General features: G+C 46.3%; 14 protein-coding genes. 7 read left to right on the plus strand and 7 right to left on the minus strand.

From position 1 onward, the window contains the following. Positions 1 to 10 precede the first annotated feature (10 nt). The 4 genes from AB3N00_RS07675 to rpiA form a co-directional block, all read right to left on the minus strand. On the minus strand, positions 11 to 1,717 hold the full coding sequence (locus tag AB3N00_RS07675; RefSeq protein ID WP_413034020.1) for an ATP-binding protein: 1,707 nt from the start codon (positions 1,715 to 1,717) through the stop codon (positions 11 to 13). 14 nt (positions 1,718 to 1,731) lie between these two features. Continuing rightward, positions 1,732 to 2,820, minus strand: coding sequence for a B12-binding domain-containing protein (locus AB3N00_RS07680; protein ID WP_413034021.1), 1,089 nt, complete (start codon positions 2,818 to 2,820; stop codon positions 1,732 to 1,734). A gap of 240 nt (positions 2,821 to 3,060) precedes the next feature. Next, complete coding sequence (locus AB3N00_RS07685; protein WP_175396135.1) at positions 3,061 to 3,522, minus strand: MarR family winged helix-turn-helix transcriptional regulator; 462 nt, start codon at positions 3,520 to 3,522, stop codon at positions 3,061 to 3,063. 153 nt (positions 3,523 to 3,675) lie between these two features. Continuing rightward, on the minus strand, positions 3,676 to 4,347 hold the full coding sequence (gene rpiA / locus AB3N00_RS07690; protein WP_413034022.1) for a ribose-5-phosphate isomerase RpiA: 672 nt from the start codon (positions 4,345 to 4,347) through the stop codon (positions 3,676 to 3,678). 584 nt (positions 4,348 to 4,931) lie between these two features. Between rpiA and AB3N00_RS07695 the strand changes: the two genes are divergently transcribed. Together AB3N00_RS07695 and AB3N00_RS07700 are read left to right on the plus strand one after the other, a co-directional pair. Then, entirely contained in the window at positions 4,932 to 6,674 is a 1,743-nt protein-coding gene (locus tag AB3N00_RS07695; protein WP_413035215.1) for a methyl-accepting chemotaxis protein, read from the plus strand. A gap of 44 nt (positions 6,675 to 6,718) precedes the next feature. Continuing rightward, a complete protein-coding gene (locus AB3N00_RS07700) occupies positions 6,719 to 10,432 on the plus strand; it encodes an amino acid adenylation domain-containing protein (RefSeq protein ID WP_413034023.1) in 3,714 nt (1,237 codons plus the stop codon). Between the two features lie 69 nt (positions 10,433 to 10,501). Here AB3N00_RS07700 and AB3N00_RS07705 read toward each other — a convergent pair whose 3' ends face one another. Both AB3N00_RS07705 and AB3N00_RS07710 read right to left on the minus strand, forming a co-directional pair. Beyond that, complete coding sequence (locus AB3N00_RS07705) at positions 10,502 to 11,122, minus strand: TraX family protein (RefSeq protein ID WP_413034024.1); 621 nt, start codon at positions 11,120 to 11,122, stop codon at positions 10,502 to 10,504. A 58-nt stretch (positions 11,123 to 11,180) separates the two neighbouring features. Beyond that, positions 11,181 to 11,714 (minus strand): GNAT family N-acetyltransferase, encoded by a 534-nt coding sequence (locus AB3N00_RS07710; RefSeq protein ID WP_413034025.1) that lies wholly within the window; start codon positions 11,712 to 11,714, stop codon positions 11,181 to 11,183. 204 nt (positions 11,715 to 11,918) lie between these two features. On the opposite strand from AB3N00_RS07710, the gene AB3N00_RS07715 reads away from it, so the two are divergent. From AB3N00_RS07715 to AB3N00_RS07730, 4 genes are read left to right on the plus strand one after another with little or no spacing between them, the layout of a single operon-like run. Continuing rightward, complete coding sequence (locus AB3N00_RS07715) at positions 11,919 to 13,367, plus strand: spore germination protein (RefSeq protein WP_413034026.1); 1,449 nt, start codon at positions 11,919 to 11,921, stop codon at positions 13,365 to 13,367. Between the two features lie 35 nt (positions 13,368 to 13,402). Beyond that, a complete protein-coding gene (locus tag AB3N00_RS07720) occupies positions 13,403 to 14,515 on the plus strand; it encodes a Ger(x)C family spore germination protein (protein WP_413034027.1) in 1,113 nt (370 codons plus the stop codon). Positions 14,516 to 14,561: 46 nt separating this feature from the next. Then, positions 14,562 to 14,768, plus strand: coding sequence for a hypothetical protein (locus tag AB3N00_RS07725; protein ID WP_413034028.1), 207 nt, complete (start codon positions 14,562 to 14,564; stop codon positions 14,766 to 14,768). A 15-nt stretch (positions 14,769 to 14,783) separates the two neighbouring features. Then, positions 14,784 to 15,902, plus strand: coding sequence for a GerAB/ArcD/ProY family transporter (locus AB3N00_RS07730; RefSeq protein ID WP_413034029.1), 1,119 nt, complete (start codon positions 14,784 to 14,786; stop codon positions 15,900 to 15,902). A gap of 10 nt (positions 15,903 to 15,912) precedes the next feature. On the opposite strand, the gene fucU is transcribed toward AB3N00_RS07730, so the two are convergent. Next, entirely contained in the window at positions 15,913 to 16,386 is a 474-nt protein-coding gene (gene fucU, locus AB3N00_RS07735) for an L-fucose mutarotase (RefSeq protein ID WP_413034030.1), read from the minus strand. A gap of 254 nt (positions 16,387 to 16,640) precedes the next feature. Between fucU and AB3N00_RS07740 the strand changes: the two genes are divergently transcribed. Next, on the plus strand, positions 16,641 to 17,063 hold the full coding sequence (locus AB3N00_RS07740; protein ID WP_413034031.1) for a MarR family winged helix-turn-helix transcriptional regulator: 423 nt from the start codon (positions 16,641 to 16,643) through the stop codon (positions 17,061 to 17,063). Positions 17,064 to 17,080 lie beyond the last annotated feature (17 nt).

Genomic DNA, 17,080 nt, shown 5'->3' on the forward strand with positions numbered 1-17,080 from the left:
AGCAAACCTTTTAAATGATGACTTTTTCCAATGCCTGACAGGCCTCCTGATATGCTGGCATCAAAGCATCGAGCAATGGCTCAGCCTTCATTACCTGACCTGTTTTGGCAAACTGTTCGATCCTTGCAAAAAGGGTTGAACAATATTCAATTCCAAGGCTCAGACTTCCTGATTTCAAATCATGAGCACACTCCGCAGCAGCATTATGATCTCCGGAGACGACATGCCTCCGCAGCACCTCAATTTTGCCAGGTGTTTCGGCACGATACATGTCGAGCAGCATTTCTAACAGCGTCTGATCACCATCGTTGTTCAGTTCGGCAATCTCACTCACAATGCTCATATTTAGTATTTCACTGGATTCCAAAGGATGCTGCCATTGTTGAATTACACCTCTCAACGATTCCAATGAGAAGGGCTTGCCAATGAAATCATTCATTCCGGCTTCAAGACATTTTTCTCTCTCTCCATCCATGACGTTGCCTGTCATCGCGATAATCGGAATGGCATGACGCATCTCATCCTGCTCTATGGCCCTAATTTTACGTGTAGCCTCCAGCCCATCCATGATCGGCATCATGTTATCCATCAAAATCATCCCATATTTTTTACTGAGAAAGGCCGAAACCGCTTCTTCACCATTGGACACGTAATCAACCTGTGTTATCCCTAGTTTCTTAAGCTGCATCAGCACGACCTGACGATTAATACCATTATCATCGGCCAATAAGATTGGCCAGGAATAGGGTTCTTCGATGGCAGAGTCCATCATATCCGAAGGTTTTTCCTCTGTCGTAACTTCGGTTCCTTTCGGTTGCGACTTGCGTCCAAGCGGCAGTTCGAACCAGAACGTAGAGCCCTTACCTTCCCGACTAATTACCCCGATTTGTCCGCCCATTAAAGTAACCAGGGATTTGCATATCGACAATCCAAGACCCGTTCCTTCATATTCCTTGGAGCGGCCCTGTTCTGTCTGTACGTAGGGCTGGAACAGCATTTTTTGATCTTCTTCCGCAATGCCGATCCCCGTATCCTTGACCTCAAATCGGATCAATTGGGAGCTCTCGCTTTCCTCAACGAGGATAACCCGGATGCTTATCGAACCATGGTTTGTGAATTTATTGGCATTTTGGATCAGGTTAATCAGAACCTGAGTAATCCGCGTAGAGTCCCCTTCAAGAACAGGAGAGATTCGCGAATCACAATCGACAGCCAGCTGATTCCCATTTTGGATCACCTTGGGTTCCAGCAAACGAACGATATATTTAAAAGTAGGTTCGAGCTCCACCTCTCCAATCTCAAGACGCATCTGACCCGCTTCCAATTTGGAAAAGTCAAGAAGATCCTGAATCAGCTTAAGCAGAAGTCTCGCTGCCTCTTGAATCACTTGAACCGAATTCTGCTGTTCCTCCGACAAGGAGGATAGCTGCAATAGTTCAGCCATACCCAATATTCCATTCAATGGAGTGCGGAAGTCATGACTGATTACGGCAATAAAAGAACTCTTCGATTCCCCTGCAGCCACCGCTTCTTTTCGTGCGGCATCCAGACTAGCATTGTTCTTGGCCAGCAGACGCTGAAGCGTCACCAATTCATTATTCATTTCCGAGAATTCATTCAAAATCCGCTCTTCCTGCTCTTTGCTGCGAATGATCTGATCCGATAATTGCTCAATCGTTCTGCGCAGCTTTTCGATCTCGCCATTCTCATTAGACATTGCGTCATTCCTCTCTATTCGCGGATCATACCAACATTGCTGTTGGCAGATCGCTGAGCCAGCAAACTTTCTGCAACGGCAACAGCTTCATCAGCTCCGGGGGCGTAACCGTCTGCCCCAATCGTCCTCCACAACTCTTGATCAATGTTAAATGGATAACCTCCTACCATAATTTTCACATGAGAGGTTGCCGGGTGATTGCGAATCATTTGTATAAGTTCTTTGGCAAGATGAAGATGATAGGTCATGGTCACTGAAATAGCAACCACATCTCCCTGATGGCGCTCAATCGCCTCAAGCAGACTGCCATTCGGAACATTGGCGCCCAAATAGTACGTATCCCAACCCTCCATCTCGAACACATCAGCAAGCATACGCAAACCAATTTCGTGCTGTTCACTGCCCACACATGCTGCCACCAGCTTTTTCTCCTGTGCCTCATGGATCAGCCAACGAGGATAGAGTCGCGATATGATCGCCTGAGTGGCAGCCGTGCAGAAGTGCTCCTGAGCGACGCTAATCTGACTTAACTGCCATAAACGGCCAATTTCATATTGAGTAGGTTGAAAGATGTAACGATAAATATCCCGAATGCTCGCTCCACCTTCCAACTCGCTTTCAATAATATTAAATGCCTCCTGGCGTCTGCTATCCAGCAAAGCCTGCAAATAGGACTTGGCAGCTTTGCCATATGGAAAAGTTTCATTGACGAAGCCCTGAGTTGACTCAGGATGCTGGGTTTGATAAATCCCCATCTCCAAATAATCAAGGACAAGTGATTTGGATGCATCGTCAAACTCTTCTTCGAGCGTCTCTTTGATCAGCTGCAGATTAATTGCCAGATCTTCCGCCGATACGTGATACCCCGCCAGAAGTGTTTTTAGCCATGATATATAATGTGTAAAAAGGTTAGGGCTCTTCACAAGCACGCTCTCTGCCAGATAGTTCAAACTATAATGTGAATCCTGTTGGGTTCGCATTCTCCCATTTTCGCCAAAACGTTCAATTAGATCCGGTTGTAAAGCGTACTGCTTTTCCGTTATTTTATCAGCTAACCCACCTGCCGCTTTGAGCAAGCGTTCCCCAGCTTCCTGATGAGTCATTTTGTTATCCCTCCTCTTGCTGTGCTATGCATTCGTCTCAACCATCATTAATCTCTACACTGCGGGTCGATTCGATTTCAGTCAGCTGTGATCGGGAAATACGTTTTAAAATATATGAACTCCAAAAAGAGCCATCCCATTCGAGTCTTCCTATTACAACAATTTTCCTATATTATGAGTAATCCTGCAAGTCACCTAGCCAGTTATACCCTTTGATTCCAAACAAAAAACCGGCCTGCGTTATGAACGCAAGTCGGTCTTTCCTTCTGCAGCAAGCCCCAATTTCTTTAATAAACGAATAGCATCAGCTTTCTCGGATGGCTCCAGGCCTTCCATCGCATCAATGATAACCTGGTGATGTCCAGGGAATATTTGAGTGAACAAATTCCTCCCCTTCTCCGTCAGTTCAGCATAAATGACACGGCGGTCTTCCTTGGATGCACGTCGAAGCAGCAAATCTTTATTTTGCAGCTTATCCACAACATAGGTGATGTTCCCGCTGGACATTAGAACTTTTTCTCCAATTTTCTGCAAGGCCTGTGGGCCCTTATGATATAACAAATCCAGTACCCCGAATTCTGTCGTATTCAGTCCGTGACTCTGTATGTCACGATTGGACCTCGATGTAACGGAATTGTAGGCTCGGGCGAGAACCACGAATAATTGCAAAGAGAGTTCCCGATTGTCCTCCGTGTTCGGCATTTCCATTATCCTCCATCAATTGTTTGCAAATTCAGACTGTGCTTTAAAGGCAAGCATCTGTTTCATCACTTAAGCGAAAATTTGCTATTCTATGAATCTTACTGTTGAAACCACTGCGGCTATGCGTACATCTCTTCGATCCGCTAATCAAACTTAGGAACGATGACGCTCGTCAATGGTGCCATCATCCTTGGCCAGAATCACGGTGTCCGCCATGTCAACAAACAAACCGTTATCCACCACACCTGGAAGCATGTTTAGTTTTACGTTAAGTTCAGCCGCGTTTTCTATCGCTTCCATTCGGCAATCCGCGATCAGGTTTCCGTTATCCGTAAGATAGCGCTGATCGCCATTCATGCGCCATTTCGGTCTGCAGCCCAGGTTCTCCAATGCCTGAAAGGTCCATTCAGATGCAAAAGGAACCACTTCAACCGGCAGGGGAAATTGACCCAATTGCTGAACCGCTTTGCTGCCGTCTGCAACAATGATGAGTTTATCACTGTTCGCGGCCACAATTTTTTCACGTAAAAGAGCCCCGCCGCCACCCTTGATCAGGTTGAATTCAGGATCCACTTCATCTGCGCCGTCAATAGTAATATCCAGCCTTCCAATCTGGTCGAACGGAATAATCGGAATTCCCCACTCCCGGGCGAGCTTGTCCGAAGCTTCCGAGGTAGCCACTGCCTGGATTTGCAGCCCGTCACGCACACGTTCTCCCAATCTGCAAATCGCGAAATATGCCGTTGAACCCGTACCGAGTCCAACCTTCATTCCATCCTGAATGTATTCTGCCGCCCGCTCTGCTGCAATTTTTTTCAGATTCATCTAAAATAAACCCCCGCCTGCTTATGATTTGAAAAATGCACACTGTCTTTATTATAGATAAAACCGCTTCCGATGTATATCCATGCCGAATGCCATGCAGCAGGAAATTTGATCTAACGACAAATCCCGGATTTCACCAATTCCATAATATTACACGGGTTTCAAGCATTTCATTGTTTTTCAAGGTTTACAGGTGTTTTTTGTACGATCCTGTTATAGAATACAGATGGAGACTAAAAAATGGGAATTTCTCCAAATAAACAGTTCTAAATACCTATGTATCAAGTGACATGTCCGCAAATATGTAAATTATTAAAAAAGTTTTAACAAAACTATTCAATTTAACCTCATTTCATACGACATATTAAGTATAGATGTGTTTTAATAATTAGACACCTATAGAATTTGAGGTGCAAAAGTCTCTACTTTACGACTGTGAAATTAAGACCATGGTCGCATACATAAGCTTTGGAGGAGGAACAACAAATGACTTGATTGGCTGCATTCATGCAAGCAAATAAAAGGTTTGTTAATTACAAGAAGATCAGGAGTGGAAATTAGTGAAATCATTCAGTTGGAAAAGCATGTCCTTTTTCTCAAAAAACTTATTACTTTCATTCACCAACATCATTATTATCGGGGTTGCACTTATTGCAAGCAGCTATTACTTCCAAAAAACAGTTCTCGTAGAGCAGCTGCATGGGCAAGTAGAACAAATTACAAAAAAGTGGGCTGATGGAATTAACGCTGCCGACGTAGAGGCTGCCATTGCGGAAGGCAGTTATGACGGAAAGGTACAAACCCAATTACGTGCTTATTTTGATGAAATGCAAGAGTATTATCCTAACATCGCCCAAGCTTATATCTTTGGTGTAGAACTAGGCGGGGATACGAAAAGAGAAACTTCCCTCGTAGCCATGCCAACCAATCTGAGAGAAGCATTCCAAAGCGATAATGTAAATATTGGCGACATGTATGAGCAACCTGTGGTTGTAGCCAATGCATTGAAAGAAATGCTTAACACGGACCGTCCAACCTTTACTACTTTCTATTCAGATGATTTTGGAACATGGACAACCATTGCTTACCCGATCAAGGACAGCAACGGCAAAATCTTCTCTTACTTTGCGGTCGATGCAGATGCAACAGCAGTACCTGCCGGACTGAAATCACTGCTTAAAAACGGGATCATCATTCTGGTTGCATTCCTGCTGTTGTTCCTGATTATTCAATATCTGGTTGTTAAAAACACCCTATCCCCTATCCGTCACCTGATTAAAGGTATTGATGACGTTAGCCGGGGTAATTTGAATGTCAACATTCCGACAGGAAAAGATGATCTCGGACTTGTAAATGAGAAATTTAATACGATGGTTCGCAAAATTAATGACACGATCGTTAAAGTGCAAGTCACTTCTCAAGAGGTTAACCAATCTGCCAAAGAGTTGTATGAGGTATCTGAGAAAAACAGTGAAAACGCGGATTCCATTAACAGTAACGTAACACAAATCACCTCCAACATCCGTGGCCAGGAACAGGCAAGTATCGATAGTGCCCGCGCCATGGCCGAGATGGCGACTGTCATTCAAACGATCGCAAGCAGTTCCGCTAATGTAGCGGATGAAGCTTATGAGATGGAGCGTCGTTCCCAGCAGGGTAACACGGTTGTTCGCCAGGTGTCCCAGCAAATGACGCTGATTACCGAATCGGTAAAGAATACGGCTTCTGCAATCCAGGTTCTGGAGAGCCGTTCACAAGAAATTGGAGATATTCTGAACATCATCTCCGGTATCTCCAGCCAAACCAACCTGCTTGCACTGAACGCATCCATTGAAGCAGCACGTGTTGGTGAAGAAGGTCGAGGATTTGCCGTTGTCGCCGGTGAAGTTCGTAAGCTTGCCGAGCAATCCGAGCAGTCCACAAGTCAGATCGCCGTATTGATTGATGAGATCCAAACCGAGATTAAACAAGCTGTCCGCGCAATGGAAAAAGGTACTGCAGAAGTCGATACCGGGCTTGACGTTGCCGATCAGACAGGACAGTTGTTTGAAGAAATTCTGGAAGCTGCGAAGAAAGTATCGAACCAGATTCAGGAAGTTTCCAGTGCTACGGAAGAAATCTCTGCAAGTACAGAGGAAATGACCGCAACTGCGGATGATCTGTCCGCCAGCGTCAGCAAAACAGCAGACAGCAGTGAGCGGATTGCCGCTTCCGTGGACGAACAGAAAGCTTCCCTGATCACCCTTGTCGATTCCTCCACTCGTTTGAACAGCATGTCCGAGGAATTACAGGAATTGATCTCTCACTTTAATGTAACCAAGTCATAAACAAAAATAAAAAACGAACGTTTAAATCAAGGAGGAAAATAGACGTGATCGATAATCACTCTTCATCTTCCCAGACAGTGGAATCTGACCTGCCAGTTCTCCAGATTCCACTGGATTTTGGGCGCCGTCAACAAACCTTTTCTTATGAGTCAGCTCATATACAGCTGCAGCCATCACAGAGCCGTGAACTTACACAGAAGTATGGCTCGAAATCAATCTATACCGCGTTGTTGTCCGCATACGCTGCCCTGTTGTTCCGGCTTTCAGGAGAACAGGAATTAGCTGTAGGTACTCTTGCTCCCGATCAGGCTGCATCGGTTCTGCTCATGCAAGTCCATGGCAAAATGAGTTTCCGTGAGCTAAGAGATCAAATCTCTCTTCTGCAACAAAAAGGTGATGCTGCACAGCCGGGTGCTTATCCGGAAACCTTGTTTATGTTTAATAGTGTTCAGCTTCCTCAGGCTCCGCAGGTATTAAACTGGAATATTCGTGAAGATCAGGGTGTGCTCACCCTGGATTTGTTCTTTGATAAATCCCTTCTGAATGAAGCAACAGTAATGAGATATACAGAGTACTACCAGACCCTGCTTGCCTCCATGGTTCGCGATGAAGACATGGCTATCGGCTCAGTGGATATCCTGTCAGCCTCCGATCGGACGCTGTACCGGGAGATGAATGATACCTGTGTGACTGAACCTGAACATCAGACCATACACGGCTGGTTCGAAGCTACGGCAGCCGAGTTCCCTGATTCACCTGCGATCACTTCCCCCTATGGTCGATACAGCTACAGAGAACTGAATGAACGTGCCAATCAGGTCGCACGTGTGCTGTTATCGAACGGATTGCAAAAGGGTGAATTTGTGAGCATCTTTATGGAGCGAAGCCTGGAAACCATCATTTCCTTGCTCGGCATTCTGAAAGCAGGCGGTGTATATGTTCCGATTGATCCTGAGCACCCGCAGGAACGCAACAGTTATATCGTGGAAGATACGGCTTCTTCTTTTGTTCTAACCAAAGAGTCCTCTTTCACTGAAGCTTCCCGGTTGTTCTCCGGTATTCCTACAGTTCGGCAAATTCTTGCCGTGGATGGACGCTTGGCCGGATTTGCAGCAAGTAATCCAAATATCGATATTCAACCGGACGACCTGGCTTATATCATCTATACATCCGGATCCACAGGCAAACCCAAAGGAGCGCTTGTGGCCCATCGCGGCGTTGTCAATCTGGGCAGCGTTGTACAGCGGGATTGTGATATCAAACCGGGTGACGTGTTGACCCAGTTTGCCACGTACAGCTTCGATGCTTCCGTATGGGATACCATTGGCGCATTGTTCTATGGAGCAGAGTTGTATCTGTTATCTGCCGAGGAACGTGTATCCGTAGAAGAGTTTGCCACAGCAATCGAACGTACAGGCACAACGATCATAACAATCTTGCCTACAATCTTTTTCAACCAGCTTGCATCCTATCTGTCAGACGAAGGGTTCCACAAGCTGGCCAAAGTCAGAATTATTACTGTTGCGGGCGAGGCCCTCTACGGAGAACAGGTTCGTGCCTTCCAGCGCAAGTTTGGTAACCAGATCGATATCGTCAATGTGTATGGACCTACCGAATGCACGGTGGCGACAACAACACACCGAATCAGTGAACCTGTTCCTGACCATGTCGTTAACATTCCAATCGGCAAACCGATTCATAATTACAAAGTTTATATCGTTAATGAAGAACAGCAGCTCTGTCCGGTAGGTGTGCCTGGTGAAGTGTATATTGCTACTCCGGCGCTGGCCAAAGGATATTTGAACCAACCAGAACGTACAGAGCAGGCGTTTATTGATAACCCTTTTGCGATCGATGAAAAAATCTACAAATCCGGCGACATTGCCAAATTACTTGATACCGGGTTGCTGGAATACGTCGGACGCAGTGATTCTCAACTGAAGATCCGTGGTCATCGGATCGAGATTGGTGAGATTGAAGATCACTTCTCGCGCCTTGAAGGAATCCAGGATGTCGCAGTTATTCCAAAAAAAGAATCTGACGGTCAGAACATGCTTGTGGGATATTTCACGTCCAAAGATGGCAGCACCCTGTCCGTTGCAGAAATCAAAGCCCAGTTGGCAGACAAGCTTCCTTCCTATTTTGTACCCAAATGGGTCTGTCAGCTCGATGAAATGCCTATCGCACCAACCGGTAAAATTCATCGTAAAGCAATGGTTTCTCTACCAAACGATGAACGACATGAGAATCGTCCAGACCGTGTAATGCCTGAGACAGAGACCGAGGCCATCATCTTCAATGCCTGGAAAGAGATTCTTGGACACAGCGACTTTGGTATCGAAGACAGCTTCTTCACCATCGGTGGTGATTCCTTACGAGTGATCCATGTACTGGTTATCCTGAAGCCGCATTATCCGCAGCTGAAGATTGCAGACTTTTTTGCAGAGAAGACGATTCGCTCCCTGGCACTGCGGGTGCAATCTCTCGCGCAAACGACCCAGCAAACTGCAACATCCGCTGATCAACCAGGTGTAATTACCCAGCTGGCCGAGCATCCAGTCGAACTGGCATCCCAACTGGGATATCCGGAGATTCGCAAACCGGAACACGTTCTGCTAACAGGCGCTACGGGTTACCTGGGATCACATGTGCTGCAGCAGCTCCTTCTTCATTCCGAAGCGACCATTCATGCGCTTGTTCGTCGTCCATCTGACGGCAGTACAGCCATGCAGCGTTTGAGTAAGGTCATGGCAGGCTATTTCGGTCCAGACCTGAGTCTGCTCCTTACTTCACGAGTGGAGATTATCGAGGGAGATCTGGAACAGCCAAACCTTGGGCTATCTGCTGAACAAACCAAACATGTACAAGCTCGAATTGACCGTGTCATACACTGTGCTGCCGACGTTCGACACTTCGGAGATGCGGAACAGTTTGCCAAAACCAATGTGGAAGGAACGGTTGCCCTGTTAAATCTGGTTCGCAGCAAACCTGGAGCATCCTTCCACCATGTGTCTACCATGGGTATACCGGAAGATCTTGCACTCAGCGGACAGTGGGAATCATCATTGCAGTATGATCGCTTCCCGGCAGACCTGCATGTAGAAAACCTATACTCGGACAGCAAACTTGAAGCAGAGAAAGTGCTTATGATTGCAGCTGAGGAAGGTGTGCCTGTAAGCATCTATCGTGCCGGAAACCTGACGTGTCATTCAAAAACGGGACGCTTTCAGTCCAACATTGACAGCAATGCCTTCTACCGCATGATCAAAGCCATGCTGCTTCTCGGTAAGGCTCCAGCTGCTGATTGGATGGTCGATTTTACACCTATCGATTATGCAAGTCAGGCGATCGTGCATTTGGCTCTGCGTGACGATACTGCTGGACGGGTATTCCACATCTGTAATCCCGAATCCATCAGTTACAATACGCTGATTGCTTCAATTAACCGTGCCGGATATACAGTAGAAACGTTACCTTTTGACGAATATACCAGCTGGTTATTTGATTCTGCCATCACCAAGGATCCGGAGGCACTGCAGCTCGCAATTGCCCAACTGGAAGGTGACGGTGCTAAGGATTCTGCATATGTATATGCTTGTCCGGTAACAACTGCGTATGTGGAGCCAGCCGGAATCCACTGCGCTAAAGCAGATGATCAATTCATTTCCAGCATGCTGCAATATGCAGTGGACATCGGTTATTTCCCTGCTGCGATCCAGCCGCAGTTTGGGGCTTCCACTTCTTCTACTTTGGAGTAGCCATACCATCTACAAAAACAAACAAGCCACCTAACCGTCATTTATGACAGTGAGGTGGCTTGCTTGTTTTTATGTCCAGCGAATAATAGCGATTACGGCAAGATGGGCTGGATAGAAATAGCGCCAGATCCACCTTGGTCCTTTCAAACGAAACCCTGCGCCGTAGTACTGCGCGATGGCAATGCCTAATGTAGCGATTACGCTGTACATTTGCACCGAGCTGCTGTAGAGCTGGATATAGAGCGCAGTCAACAATACATGCCCCAGCACCAGTACAGGTCCCTGGAAGTATCGGAATAACATGACCAACAGCAGCCCGTACATTCCGTAATCCATGGCGGTCATCTCCATGATAATCCCTGCCCCAATAACAATAGGGATACCCAATAAGCGGTTTGGAAGTTTATCCAGTGCCAGCAGAACCAGCAAAGATGTCCATAGTGTCCATACTACGTTTAATGACATATGATTAAATGCCGCCATAAACGGTACTTGGGAAATTACTGCAATCCAGAATAAACGCCAAATGTATTTTTGGACATTCCGTGTATGCTTATAACCGATATACACTGCAAATGCATATATGGGAAATGCAATACGGCCAATGATTCTGAGTTCCTCTATCTGCGGATAAAAGACTGCTCCTATATGATCAATCAGCATGGTGATCATGGCTATCCACTGCATCATTTTGCGTCAATCCCTCCCTCGCCTATTTCTGTTTCAAAGATTAGCTTTTCATCATTTCTCACAGATTAAGTTCATAATACAGGAAGTGTGTATCTTTCGCATATCCCTCTGATTCATATAATACCTGTGCCTGTTTGTTGCTTATTGCGGTTGATAAGGTGATTCGAATTGCCCTAGTCTCTCTTGCCCGGTTTTGTGCGGCCTGCAGCAGCTTGCGAGCTATACCTTGCTGACGGTACTCCGTATGTACAAACAGATCATTAAGAACGTATATCGGACTCATGGACACCGAACTAAAACTGGGATATAGCTGAACAAAGCCAGCCAGAGGAGTTTGAATGCTTGAATCTGTATTTCCATGGCTCCCTTCGTTGTGATGCGTATCGTCTGCCTTTTCTCCTTTTCCCGTTCCCGGAAACGCTTCCTTTTCCGCTATCCAAATGACCGATTCGTTTCGTTCCAACCGTTCGCGTATGTATCTGGCGGCACCTTCTATATCGCTTGTCTGTTGATAGAACATACGGTATTGATCAAACAGCCTGCTGACATCCTCGATATCATCAAGGCGGGCACGTCTAATGTTATATGTCATCCCGACTATGGCTCCCTTCCAGCTCATCTTCATTTCACATATCTCCATTGTAAACGAACCCTTCCTGGATCCCCATACAACATCTGCATCAAAGTTTGTAATATATTGTACTCCCCGGAATTTTAGAATAATTCAGCCCACGCGTCGCAGACTATAACTTACTACCGGTCATATCCAAAGTTCGCAGATAAAGGAGTGCATCCCATGGATACGGAGACGATTCTCGAACAGCTTAAAACACGTTTCATCGGCATTTCCGACATCGTCTATCAACCACTACAGCTGGGGCCGATGAATGGTGTACTTATTTACATTCAATCCATAGTAGATACAGCGGCTATGCGGGAATCCATCATCAAACCGCTGTTGGAGAAGGTGTCCCAGAACGAAGTCGAACCTCTCTTTTTATCCCGGGTCATCAGCGGGGAGTTTTTCACGCTGGAATCGAAGCGTTCCGATTCACTGGAACAGTTGGTAGACGATATTGTTTCCGGCAGCGCAGCACTATACCTGGAAGGCTTGTCAGGCATGCTTTTGTTTTCCGTTCAAAATTATCAGAAGCGCTCTGTCCCGGAATCAACCAATGAGGTTGTTGTTGTTGGACCTCAAGAAGCATTTATTGAGGATATTAACGTAAACATGTCACTTTTGCGGCACAAGATCAAGCATCCTGACTTTAAAATGATCAAGTTCACGATCGGCAAATATACGAAAACCGAGGTTTTCGTTGTCTACATCCAGGGATTGTGTAAACCGGATATCCTGGAAAATGTGCTGAATAGTCTTGGCGAGATTGATATGGACAGCAGTTTGGGGGTAAGCTATCTGTCCGAATTTTTGGAGGAACATCCACTGTCTCCTTTTCCGCAGTACCAGTATACCGAAAGACCGGATACCGTAGCCGCTGCTCTGGTAGAAGGGCGTATTGGCGTCATGCAGGACGGGACACCCTTTTCGCTGCTGATTCCCGTAACATTCTTTTCATTGATGCAATCTTCAGAGGACTATTACCAACGGTTTCATTCTGCATCGTTTATCCGCATGATCCGGCTGTTGTTTTCTTTTATTGCCTTTTTACTGCCCTCCATCTACGTTGCGGTCACGACCTTCCACCCGGAAATCATTCCAACCAATCTGCTCATTACCATTGCTGCAGCAAGGGAGAACATTCCTTTTCCGGCATTAATCGAAGCGATTATCATGGAGATTACCTTTGAAGGATTACGCGAAGCAGGAATACGTATCCCCAAACCATTGGGACAAACGGTATCCATAATCGGAGGAATTGTCATTGGGCAAGCCGCAGTGCAGGCTGGTATCGTATCCGCTCCACTCGTCATCGTGGTGTCCATTACAGGTATTGCCGCTTTTATTATCCCGCATTTTGAACTAGGCCTGGCTTTTCGGCTGCTGCGTTTTCCGATTCTGTTTATGGGGGGAACGTTAGGATTGTTCGGTGTGGTGATCTCTATCTATCTGATTTACTGGTATATGGTAAACCTTCGTTCCTTTGGTGTTCCTTACATGCAGCCATTCGCTCCACTGGTGCTTCGTGACTTCAAGGACACGTTTATCCGGGTGCCATGGTTTCGGATGAAGAAAAGAACCAAAGCTTATGCTGCGGATAATGAAACGAGGCAAGACACACCATGAAGCTCTTCAATCTGTTACATAAAGGTGGACTCGTATTGATCAGCTTACTCCTGTGCAGTGGATGCTGGTCCAAGGTGGAGATCAATGAGCGAACTTTTATTACAGCCATGTACATTGACAAAGCGGATATACCGGGAGAAATCGAGGTAACACTCAGCATGCCTCTCCCCAATCGGCTTGCTCCTGAAGGCGGGGGTGGATCGGGCAAGGACCCTTATGCCGTCGTCTCTGCTACCGCACCAACGATAGCTGATGCGCTGGAGAAAATTCAGACCGATCTTACACGTAAAATCTCTTGGGGACATACACGGGTCGTTGTCTTTGGCGAAGCATATGCAAGAGAAGGAATCGAGGATACGCTGGCATGGATTGCGCGAGAACCTTTATTTCATCTCAGCAGCTACATCATGGTTGCTAGTGGCAAGGCCAAAAATGTCTCTGATCTTACGCCGGTATTTGAAGAAACACCGAGTGACGTGCTCCGTGAATTCTCCACTGAAGAGAATATGCTGAAGACCCAGGTGCTCAATATCTTTGCCGCTGATAAGATGAATCAGGGTTTTGCTTCATCCATGCTGACTGCCCAAGAACGCCACATGGCTAGCGAGGAAGGGGAGTTGAAAAAGTGGGTCAGCCAAACCGGCGGCGCCTTATTCAGACAAATGAAAATGGTTGGCACGCTTACTGACGAGGAGGCTCGGGCCGTTGCCTGGGCTGAACGCAGCCTGGATTCCATGACCATATCCGTTCGAACCAAAAAAGAAAAAGCAAGCATGACGCTCTATGATATGCACTCGGATATACACGTTCGCATGGAACGAGGGGAGCCAGTCTTTGACATTAAGCTGATTGGAAAAGCGGAATTGAATTCGGTCATTCCCGTGCTCAAAGCGAAGGATATCGTGGCCGTCAGGGAAATCGAACAGGCAGCCGGTGAAAAGGTGAGCACTCACCTAACGAGTGCAATCAGGACAGGCCAACACAAAGGCGCAGATATCTTGAGACTCGGCTATCGACTGGAATGGAGGTATCCAAAAACCTGGGAAAAGCTTCGTCCCCAGTGGATAAACTATATGAAGAATGACTTGCAATTCCATGTTAACACGGATATCAACATCCAATTCGTGGGGTCGGAATCCAGCTTCTAATGGGTCCCAAAGAATGTTTGCCAACCAACTACGCAGGAGGAATCGCATGATAGCCGTACTGTTGTTTGCCGGACTGTACTTAATGGACTGGTCCTCTGTTCGCTCCAGCAAAAAAACGATCAGACGGATATACTTCGTCATACTGCTCTTCTATCTTGTATGGAATACACTTGCGGTGAGCTGGGCTGGATGGCCTAATCCTAATGATATGATCCAATTCATCTTCGGCTGGGCTGATCGGATCACCCAATAAGGAAAGGGGATAACCATGAACCACCTGACTGCCGGACAAGCATATCGTTTCATGTTTGTGTACTTGTACTCGGAACCTGTTGCCTTTCTATTACAGCGATTATTCAAAATGAGCGGCTATCAAGGCTGGCTGTCCACCATTGGCGGATTTACGATAAGCCTGGTCTTTCTTCTTTTCACATACAAACTCGGCTCATTGCACCCGGACCAACCTTGGCTTTCCTATGGGGAAAAGATCGTTGGCAAATATGTGCATCGATTTTACATCGGAATGGTTGCCCTGTTGTGTGTCTATCTGTTGTCGATTGATGTGGAAAATTTTATCGTTTTCCTGCAGTCGATGTATCTTCCCGAAACCCCCATATGGTTAACAGCAACGATAACCATATTGTGCATCTGTCTGTCTGCTCGTTCAGGATTGATCACGATTGTCTTTATGTCTGAGGGTATTTTTGTGGTACAACTGATCACTTCTACCTTTCTTGTCCCCACTGTAGGTGGCGGAGGCAATCCGGGGATCCTGACTTCCATGCTGACCCATCATGATCTGTCGGAGCTCTTATTCGGCTCCCTTTCGACAATGCCCTGGTTCTCGGAATGGATGATGTTTCTATTCCTTGCCCCTGCTGTTGTTTTCCAGCGTTCCATGCTGAAGAGTATGGTTCTAGCCGGAGGTACAGTTGTTGTGTTCATTCTTACGTTTTGGATATTTACGATCATGAATTTTGGCCCTTATGTGGCGGCAAGTTTGCGTTATCCCTTGCTTGAGATGATACGTTTCGCCAGATATGGCGACTTCCTGGACAACCTCGACCCTGTATTGATTGCCATCTGGTCTACGACCATGTTCACCCGAAGCTCATTTCTTTTATATGTAGCTTCCGTGTGTCTTTCCAAACTCAGTGGGATCAAACAGCAGAAATCCGTCGTTTATCTGCTTGGAGGAACAGCGGCAGCCTTCGTGCTTCAATATGCAAAAGACGCTGCTTCCTATGAGCTGGCTATCCGTTCCTATGCGGTACCTGTGTATACCTTAGTTGTTGAATCCATGCCGATCGTTTATGTGGTGATCCATTGGCTGCGTTTTCGAAAAAACAAAAAGGCGAACAGAGCGTCAGCCGCTCCGTCGCCATAATTATAAAATTTTACTTTAGTTCAACTTGTTGATTTTGCGGATAAGGATCGGTGTCCGGGAAAATAACCCCTTTTTTCAGAATCAGATTCGCATACTGCGCACGCTCACCGGTAGCAATGATCGCATAAGCACGGGAGGCCCTCTCATAGAACGAGAATCGCTCTACCTGGTCAAACGCGTCCGTGATGCCTTCATGCTCAAGGATCAATCTGCGGTAATCTTCCCAGATGATCGGCACGACCTGATCTCCCTCAACAACCTGCATCACGGCTGCCGGCCGCTCTGCATAAGTATCCAGTGGGTACAAACTCAAAATGGCCTCCAATAACTCTACCGTTCCCAGAGCGTCACAACGAATGAGATGCCGAGCATGGCTGGCTGCGGGGAAATTGCCATCAGCCAGGACCAATTCGTCCCCATGACCCATTTCGGACATAATCTTAAGCAGTTCTGGAGAAATTATTGCAGGAATGTTTTTCAGCATACTCAACTCTCCTCGTTGGCTCCACATCGACTGGAGCAGAATGGTCTTCGGCATTCCTCTAAAGATATCCTTTACTTTCCAACTAAGCTGTTTCACTTCCATTCTATCAGCATTTTCTAACTTTCGCACAAACCGTTATGGAAGAGGCAGATATCCAAATATCTTTGACAAAATTGCTTGCATCACATATAGTTGTTATAACAACTAATTAAATTGAAGATGCTTCATACAAGAAAGTGAGGACTTACGTTCGTATGGAATATTCACTGGAGCAATCTGTCGGGTTTATGCTGGGCTTTACACATCGCAAAGCTGCTGCTTTACTTGCGACCCGCTTTAAACCCTACGATATTACAACAGAGCAATTCTCTGTTCTATTCAATATCGATAAGGGAGAAGGCGTGAATCAGAAGGAAGTTGCCAATCGCGTTCTCAAGGATCAACCTACAACTGCACGCATCATTGATCTGCTCGAGAAAAAGGGATGGGTTGAACGCCGGACCAGTGAACAGGATCGAAGAGCCTATCTCCTCTATCTGACGACGGAAGGTAAAGCTTTAATCGAGAAACTGGTTCCCATTGAAAGAGAAATGAATAAAGAACTTGCTGAAGGTATACCCGAAGACCAGATGGAAGCATTTAAACATACTCTTTCCCTCATCAATCGCAACTTGTAAATGAAATGACATCTCAG

The organism is Paenibacillus xylanilyticus (assembly GCF_047246825.1).
GTDB classification, from domain to species: domain Bacteria; phylum Bacillota; class Bacilli; order Paenibacillales; family Paenibacillaceae; genus Paenibacillus; species Paenibacillus xylanilyticus_B.

Bases quoted from the DNA above. Each gene is read 5' to 3' on its own strand.
- AB3N00_RS07675 (WP_413034020.1), bottom strand. From the start codon at position 1,717: ATGTCTAATGAGAATGGCGAGATCGAAAAGCTGCGCAGAACGATTGAG.
- AB3N00_RS07680 (WP_413034021.1), bottom strand. From the start codon at position 2,820: ATGACTCATCAGGAAGCTGGGGAACGCTTGCTCAAAGCGGCAGGTGGG.
- AB3N00_RS07685 (WP_175396135.1), bottom strand. From the start codon at position 3,522: ATGCCGAACACGGAGGACAATCGGGAACTCTCTTTGCAATTATTCGTG.
- rpiA (WP_413034022.1), bottom strand. From the start codon at position 4,347: ATGAATCTGAAAAAAATTGCAGCAGAGCGGGCGGCAGAATACATTCAG.
- AB3N00_RS07695 (WP_413035215.1), top strand. From the start codon at position 4,932: ATGTCCTTTTTCTCAAAAAACTTATTACTTTCATTCACCAACATCATT.
- AB3N00_RS07705 (WP_413034024.1), bottom strand. From the start codon at position 11,122: ATGATGCAGTGGATAGCCATGATCACCATGCTGATTGATCATATAGGA.
- AB3N00_RS07710 (WP_413034025.1), bottom strand. From the start codon at position 11,714: ATGACATATAACATTAGACGTGCCCGCCTTGATGATATCGAGGATGTC.
- AB3N00_RS07715 (WP_413034026.1), top strand. From the start codon at position 11,919: ATGGATACGGAGACGATTCTCGAACAGCTTAAAACACGTTTCATCGGC.
- AB3N00_RS07725 (WP_413034028.1), top strand. From the start codon at position 14,562: ATGATAGCCGTACTGTTGTTTGCCGGACTGTACTTAATGGACTGGTCC.
- AB3N00_RS07730 (WP_413034029.1), top strand. From the start codon at position 14,784: ATGAACCACCTGACTGCCGGACAAGCATATCGTTTCATGTTTGTGTAC.
- fucU (WP_413034030.1), bottom strand. From the start codon at position 16,386: ATGCTGAAAAACATTCCTGCAATAATTTCTCCAGAACTGCTTAAGATT.
- AB3N00_RS07740 (WP_413034031.1), top strand. From the start codon at position 16,641: ATGGAATATTCACTGGAGCAATCTGTCGGGTTTATGCTGGGCTTTACA.